Source organism: Caballeronia sp. LZ028 (assembly GCF_031451415.1).
In the GTDB taxonomy this organism is placed as follows: domain Bacteria; phylum Pseudomonadota; class Gammaproteobacteria; order Burkholderiales; family Burkholderiaceae; genus Caballeronia; species Caballeronia zhejiangensis.
The window spans coordinates 2,287,242-2,293,241 of the sequence record NZ_JARUXN010000001.1; the positions used below are offsets into that span (position 1 = coordinate 2,287,242).

Genomic DNA, 6,000 nt, shown 5'->3' on the forward strand with positions numbered 1-6,000 from the left:
TCTCCGCGCGAACGGTTGGCGCGGGTCAGAAGCCCCGGTGCGCCCGCATCGGGGCTTCGTCTTTGCGGGGCTTACTGAGGCTTGGCAGGATCGGAGATCATCGACGGCGGCGTCATGTCCGTCGGCACGCCCTTGTAGTCGGGCGGATCTTTCGGTTCGTGCTTTTGATGGCCAGACTCCGCACAGGCGGCGAGACCGAACGTGAAGAAAACGGCGCAAGCGAAGGCGGAAACAGCGCGCATTGAGACTCCTGGAAGAGCGTAGAAAAGACAAAGGGGTTACAAGCCGTAACTTGTAACCCCTTCGTGTATCGTGGTCGGAGCGAAAGGATTCGAACCTTCGACCCTCTGATCCCAAATCAGATGCGCTACCAGGCTGCGCTACGCTCCGACGAGCCGCAGATTGTAGCGTGCCTGACCCGCGTCCGCAATGCCGAACTCAGGCACGCTACTTTCTGCTGCATCCGAAAGCGAACCTCATCATCCGGAGACAATCGATGAACCTCATTCTCTGGCGACACGCCGAAGCAGAAGATCAGGCGTCGAGCGATCTCGCGCGGCAGCTCACGCCGCGCGGGCGCAAACAGGCGCAAGGCATCGCGAAGTGGCTGAAGGCGCGCATCGACGATGACGCCGTGCTGCTCGCCAGTCCCGCGACGCGCACGATCCAGACGGCCGAAGCCTTCGGCGACCGCTATCGCGTCGTCGACGCGCTCGCGCCCGGCAACGGCGCGCAGGCCGTGCTCGATGCGGCGGGCTGGCCGGACGGCATTGCGGAGACGGTCGTCGTCATCGGGCATCAGCCAACGCTCGGCCGGGTGGCCGCGCTCCTCATGACGGGCCACGAAGCGGATTGGTCGATCAAGAAGTCGGGCATCTGGTGGCTCCAGTCGCGCACGCGCGGCGGCGACGGGCAAAGCGTGCTGCGCGCGGTCATCAATCCGGACCTGCTTCAGGCGTCGTAAGCTCGCGTTCATGCGGATGTCGTTTCATCGAAACGTCATTGCGATGCCATGCGAGCGTCACTGTGCATTACTACATTGGCGAGGACTTGAAGCCACAGCAACGTCCTGTCGAGGAACGCCAATGCAAGAACTGCCGACGCCTTTCCTGCAACTCGGAGCGTCATCGCTCTCGCTCGATTCGCGCCGCCACCTTCCGCGCACGTCGGAAACGAACACGGGCCGCGAGCGCCTGCAAGTCGCGTGGGCGCGCGACGACGACGCCCTGCGCGACGCGCAGCGCCTGCGCTTTCGCGTGTTCTCGGAGGAAATGGGCGCGCGTCTGTCCGGCCCCGCAGGGCTCGACGTCGACGCCTTCGACGCCTATTGCGATCACCTGCTCGTGCGCGATCTCGACACGCTGCAGGTCGTGGGCACGTATCGCGTGCTGCCGCCGCATCAGGCGGCGCGCATCGGGCGTCTCTACGCTGAAAGCGAATTCGACGTGTCGCGCCTCACGCACCTGCGCCCGAAGCTCGTCGAAGTAGGACGCTCGTGCGTGCATCCGGACTATCGCAACGGCGCGGTGATCATGTCGCTGTGGGGCGGCCTCGCCGCGTACATGATGCAAAACGGCTATGAGACGATGCTCGGCTGCGCGAGCGTCGGCATGATCGACGGCGGTCATTACGCCGCGAATCTCTACACGTCGCTACCCGCCGATGCGCTCACCGCCCCTGAGTACCGCGCGTTCCCGCACACGCCGCTGCCCGTCGAGGAGTTGCGCACCGGCGCGAACGTGAGCCCGCCGCCGCTCGTGAAGGGTTATCTGCGGCTCGGCGCGAGGATTTGCGGCGCGCCGGCATGGGATCCGGATTTCAACACCGCCGACTTCCTCACGCTCTTCCGTCTGTCCGATATCAACGCTCGTTACGCGCGGCATTTCATCGGCGACATGCAGGGACGTTGAAGCCCTGAAACGCAAAAGGCCCCGTTGACTCGACGGGGCCTTCGCTTTTCTCACGACGCGAAAATCAGTCGCCCGTATAGACCACGCGATACGGCCGCCCGATCTTCTCCCATTCCATCGCTTCCTGAACGAGGCTGTAGTCGGTGAGCGGATTGTTCGCCACCCACTCGTTCGGCAGATGCACTTCGAAACCGCCACTCGCCTGCCTCACTTCGATGCCGGGCAGCCCGACATCCGTGCGCCGGCGCGACAGCAGCGCGGCGAGCCGCAGGCAAAACAGCAGCGTCCATTCGACGTCGCGCGCCTGCGCGAGCTTGCCGAGCTTGCCGGCGTGGCCGAGCACGAGCGCGGCGAGACGCGCCTGATCGGTGCGGGAAAACCCCGGCATGTCGGCGTTGCTCGCGATATACGCCGAATGCTTGTGATACGCACTGTGCGCGATCGACAGTCCGATCTCGTGCAGCGACGCGGCCCACGCGAGGAACATGCGGTTCTCCTCGCGCACGTCTTCGTCGGGTTCGCCGAGCTGGTCGTAGAAGCTGATCGCCAGTTCGCCGATGCGCTCCGCCTGCGCGGCATCGACGCCATAACGGCGCTTGAAGCCTTCGACCGTCACCGTCCGCATGTCCTGATGCTGCGAGCGTCCGAGCAGGTCGTAGAGCACGCCGAGGCGCAGCGCGGCATCGGTCGTATCGGCATAGTCGATGCCCAGTTCCTCGAACACGCCGAGCATGATCGACAGCCCGCCCGCCAGCACCGGCACGCGATCGGGCTTCAACGCGACGAGCTTCAGCCGGTTCACGTTCTCGGCCTTGATGAGCGCGCGCTTGAGCTTCTCCAGCCCGCCGCGCGAGATGCCGTGCGTGATGCCTTCGTCGTTGAAGCCGTTCGCCTCGATCAGTTCCGCGAGCGCGCGCGCCGTGCCCGACGAGCCGATGGCCTGATCCCAGCCGGTGCCCTTGTATTCGCTCGAAATGATCTGGATCTCGCGTTTGGCGGCGAGTTCGGCCTGCCGCATCGTGTATTCGTCGACGTTGCCGGCCGGGAAAAACTGGCGGCTATGGCTCACGCAGCCGATATAGAGGCTTTCCATGTGGATCGGCGTGTAATGCGATCCGATGATGAATTCCGTCGAGCCGCCGCCGATATCGACCACGAGCCGCTTGCCCGCGCTCGCCGGCACCGAATGCGCGGCGCCCGCGTAGATGAGGCGCGCTTCCTCGCGCCCGGCGATGACTTCGATCGGAAACCCGAGCGCGGCTTCCGCCTCGGCGAGAAAGTCGGGCGCGTTTTTCGCGACGCGCAGCGTGTTGGTGGCGACGGCGCGCACCTGGTCGGGATGGAAATCGCGCAGACGTTCGCCGAAGCGCTTCAGCGCGTCCCAGCCGCGCACCTGCGATGCGCGGTCGAGCATCTTGTCCTTCGAGAGGCCGCCGCCGAGGCGTACGGGCTCGCGCAGCGCGTCGACCTGATAGATCTGGCTGCCGGCGGGCGTTTCCTCGACCCGTCCGACGATCAACCGGAAACTGTTCGATCCGAGGTCGACCGCGGCAAGTAGATGGGGATGTGTGACCATCGGATATCCAGAAATCGTGAAGTGGGGGAAGCACTGTCACAGCGGCGCTGCTGCAGCGCACGAATTCTATTCTATGCCGGGTTGGCGAGCGGGCCTTGCCGTCCCGTTCGGAACCGCGCGTTTGCGCTGGCAACGCTATCGGCAATGTGAGTAGAATTTGTGACATCCGTTATGTCATAAAAAATACATCATACTGTGAGAGCATCCGAGAGTTCCCTTGCCCATCTGATCGAGACACCTTCCCTCCCTCCGATGTCCATACGCTATCCGCTCTTCAACCGCGAACTGGGCATACTAGGTTTCAACGAGCGCGTCCTCGCGCAAGCCGCCGATACGACGGTTCCCCTGTTGGAACGCCTGCGTTTCATCTGCATCACCAGCAGCAATCTCGACGAATTCTTCGAAGTCCGTATGGCGGGTCTGCAAGAGCAGATGCGCGACAACCCCGGCTCGCTCTCGCCGGATGGCATGTCGCTGCAGCACGTCTACGACCTCGTCTCCGAGCGCGCGCAGCGGCTCGTGCGCCAGCAATATTCGATGCTGCATGACATCGTGCTGCCCGCGCTCGAAATGGAAGGCATCTATTTTCACGGCGCGGAGGACTGGACGGAGCAGCAGACCGGATGGGCGCGCGACTACTTCTACAACGAACTGCTCCCCGTCCTGACGCCTATCGGGCTCGATCCCGCGCATCCGTTTCCGCGCGTGCTGAACAAGAGCCTGAACTTCGTCGTCGAGCTGGAAGGCACCGATGCCTTCGGCCGTCAGGCGATGATGGGCATCGTGCAGGCACCGCGCGCGCTGCCGCGGCTCGTTCGCATGCCCGAAGCGCTGTCGGGCTATCCGCATGGTTTCGTGCTGCTGAGTTCGTTCATGCAGCACTTCGTGAACGAGCTGTTTCCGCATCTCGTCGTGCGCAGTTGCAATCAGTTTCGCATCACGCGCAACAGCGAGCTTTTCGTCGATGAGGACGAAATCACCAATCTGCGCGTCGCGCTGCAGGGCGAATTGCCGGCGCGGCATCTGGGCAACGCGGTGCGTCTCGAAGTGTCGGCGGAAACGCCGCCGCATCTCGTGCGGCGTCTGCTCGACGAAGGTCAGCTGAGCGAACGCGATCTGTATCGCGTGAACGGGCCGGTGAATCTCGTGCGGCTCATGCAGTTGCCCGAGATGGTCGATCGACCCGATCTCAAGTTCGTGCCGCATATTCCGTCGGTGCCGAAGGCGATCGTGAACACGTCGAATCTTTTCGATGCGATCGATCAGGGCGATATCCTTTTGCATCATCCGTACGAGAGTTTTCAGCCGGTGCTGGAGCTGCTGCTTCAGGCCGCGAAGGATCCGCAGGTCGTCGCGATCAAACAGACGATTTATCGCACCGGCACCGATTCGCCGCTCATGGATGCGCTGATGCAGGCCGCGCGCAATGGCAAGGAAGTGACGGTCGTCGTGGAACTCCTCGCGCGCTTCGATGAAGAGACGAACATCAATTGGGCGTCGCAGCTCGAAGCGGTTGGCGCGCATGTGGTGTATGGCGTCGTCGGCCATAAGTGCCACGCGAAGATGATGCTGATCGTGCGGCGCGTGTCGCAAGGCGGCAAGTTCGTGTTGAAGCGTTATGCCCACTTGGGCACGGGCAACTATCATCCGCGCACGGCGCGTCTTTATACCGACTTCGGTCTGATGACTTCCGATCAGGAAATGTGCGAGGACGTGCATCACGTCTTTCAGCAACTGACGGGCATTGGCGGAGAGATTCCGCTGCATCAGTTATGGCAATCGCCTTTCACGCTACATGCGAAGCTGATCGATGCGATCCGCGCCGAGGCCGAGCATGCGCGGGCGGGACGGCGTGCGCGCATCGTCGCGAAGATGAATGCTCTGCTCGAGCCTACGGTTATTGCCGCGCTTTACGAGGCTTCGCATGCGGGCGTGAAGATCGATCTGATCGTGCGCGGGGTTTGTTCGTTGAAGCCCGGCGTCGAGGATCTTTCGGAGAACATTACGGTTCGGTCAGTCGTCGGGCGCTTTCTCGAGCATCATCGGATTTTTTACTTCTATGCGAATGGCAGGGAAGATGTGTTTTTGTCGAGCGCTGACTGGATGGATCGCAACTTCTTTCGTCGTGTGGAAGTGGCGTTTCCAATTCGCGATAGGCGGTTGAAGCGGCGGGTTATTGCTGAAGGGTTATCGGTTTGTCTTGGCGATAATCAATCGGCTTGGGTCATGCAGAGCGATGGGCATTATCGGAAGCGCCGTCCGGGTAAGTCTATTCGCAACGCGCAGTTGGGGTTGCTGGCTAAGTTTTGTTCTTGATGTTTTTTGCCCTTTTTCGTGCGTGTTTTCTTCTTCGCTGGATTCGGTATTCGCGTCGGGCTTTGTGCTTGTTCGCTTCCGCTTTCGTGGAATCCTGCGTTCGTGTCGGTCTATTAGCGTTGCCCCTGTGCGGGGCGGCAGTCACTTTCTTTGCTGCTGCAAAGAAAGCAACTGTATTGAGCGTCAAGGGTTGAGTTG

6 protein-coding genes and 1 tRNA gene are annotated in these 6,000 nt (G+C 62.2%); 3 read left to right on the forward strand and 4 right to left on the reverse strand.

Annotation, left to right across the window (positions count from 1 at the left end; all coding sequences use genetic code 11):
* Positions 1 to 71 precede the first annotated feature (71 nt).
* The gene (locus QCE58_RS10825; protein WP_250478753.1) at positions 72 to 242 is read right to left on the reverse strand and encodes a hypothetical protein; all 171 of its coding nucleotides are present in this window, start codon (positions 240 to 242) and stop codon (positions 72 to 74) included.
* A gap of 71 nt (positions 243 to 313) precedes the next feature.
* Positions 314 to 390: transfer RNA gene (locus QCE58_RS10830), tRNA-Pro, on the reverse strand.
* 106 nt (positions 391 to 496) lie between these two features.
* On the opposite strand from QCE58_RS10830, the gene QCE58_RS10835 reads away from it, so the two are divergent.
* Both QCE58_RS10835 and QCE58_RS10840 read left to right on the forward strand, forming a co-directional pair.
* Complete coding sequence (locus QCE58_RS10835; RefSeq protein WP_034474269.1) at positions 497 to 964, forward strand: histidine phosphatase family protein; 468 nt, start codon at positions 497 to 499, stop codon at positions 962 to 964.
* A gap of 121 nt (positions 965 to 1,085) precedes the next feature.
* The gene (locus QCE58_RS10840) at positions 1,086 to 1,910 is read left to right on the forward strand and encodes a GNAT family N-acetyltransferase (RefSeq protein ID WP_008342022.1); all 825 of its coding nucleotides are present in this window, start codon (positions 1,086 to 1,088) and stop codon (positions 1,908 to 1,910) included.
* Between the two features lie 64 nt (positions 1,911 to 1,974).
* On the opposite strand, the gene ppx is transcribed toward QCE58_RS10840, so the two are convergent.
* On the reverse strand, positions 1,975 to 3,486 hold the full coding sequence (gene ppx / locus QCE58_RS10845; RefSeq protein ID WP_008342024.1) for an exopolyphosphatase: 1,512 nt from the start codon (positions 3,484 to 3,486) through the stop codon (positions 1,975 to 1,977).
* 252 nt (positions 3,487 to 3,738) lie between these two features.
* Here ppx and ppk1 point away from each other — a divergent pair, with 252 nt between their 5' ends.
* Complete coding sequence (gene ppk1, locus QCE58_RS10850; protein ID WP_008342026.1) at positions 3,739 to 5,802, forward strand: polyphosphate kinase 1; 2,064 nt, start codon at positions 3,739 to 3,741, stop codon at positions 5,800 to 5,802.
* Here ppk1 and QCE58_RS10855 read toward each other — a convergent pair.
* Positions 5,786 to 6,000 (reverse strand): hypothetical protein (locus QCE58_RS10855; RefSeq protein WP_309779533.1); only part of this gene is annotated, 215 nt, incomplete at its 5' end. The two genes, ppk1 and QCE58_RS10855, sit on opposite strands and share 17 nt — an antisense overlap.

Excerpts from the sequence above, each read along its gene's own strand:
- QCE58_RS10835 (WP_034474269.1), top strand. The coding sequence starts at position 497 with ATGAACCTCATTCTCTGGCGACACGCCGAAGCAGAAGATCAGGCGTCG.
- QCE58_RS10840 (WP_008342022.1), top strand. The coding sequence starts at position 1,086 with ATGCAAGAACTGCCGACGCCTTTCCTGCAACTCGGAGCGTCATCGCTC.
- ppk1 (WP_008342026.1), top strand. The coding sequence starts at position 3,739 with ATGTCCATACGCTATCCGCTCTTCAACCGCGAACTGGGCATACTAGGT.
- QCE58_RS10825 (WP_250478753.1), bottom strand. The coding sequence starts at position 242 with ATGCGCGCTGTTTCCGCCTTCGCTTGCGCCGTTTTCTTCACGTTCGGT.
- ppx (WP_008342024.1), bottom strand. The coding sequence starts at position 3,486 with ATGGTCACACATCCCCATCTACTTGCCGCGGTCGACCTCGGATCGAAC.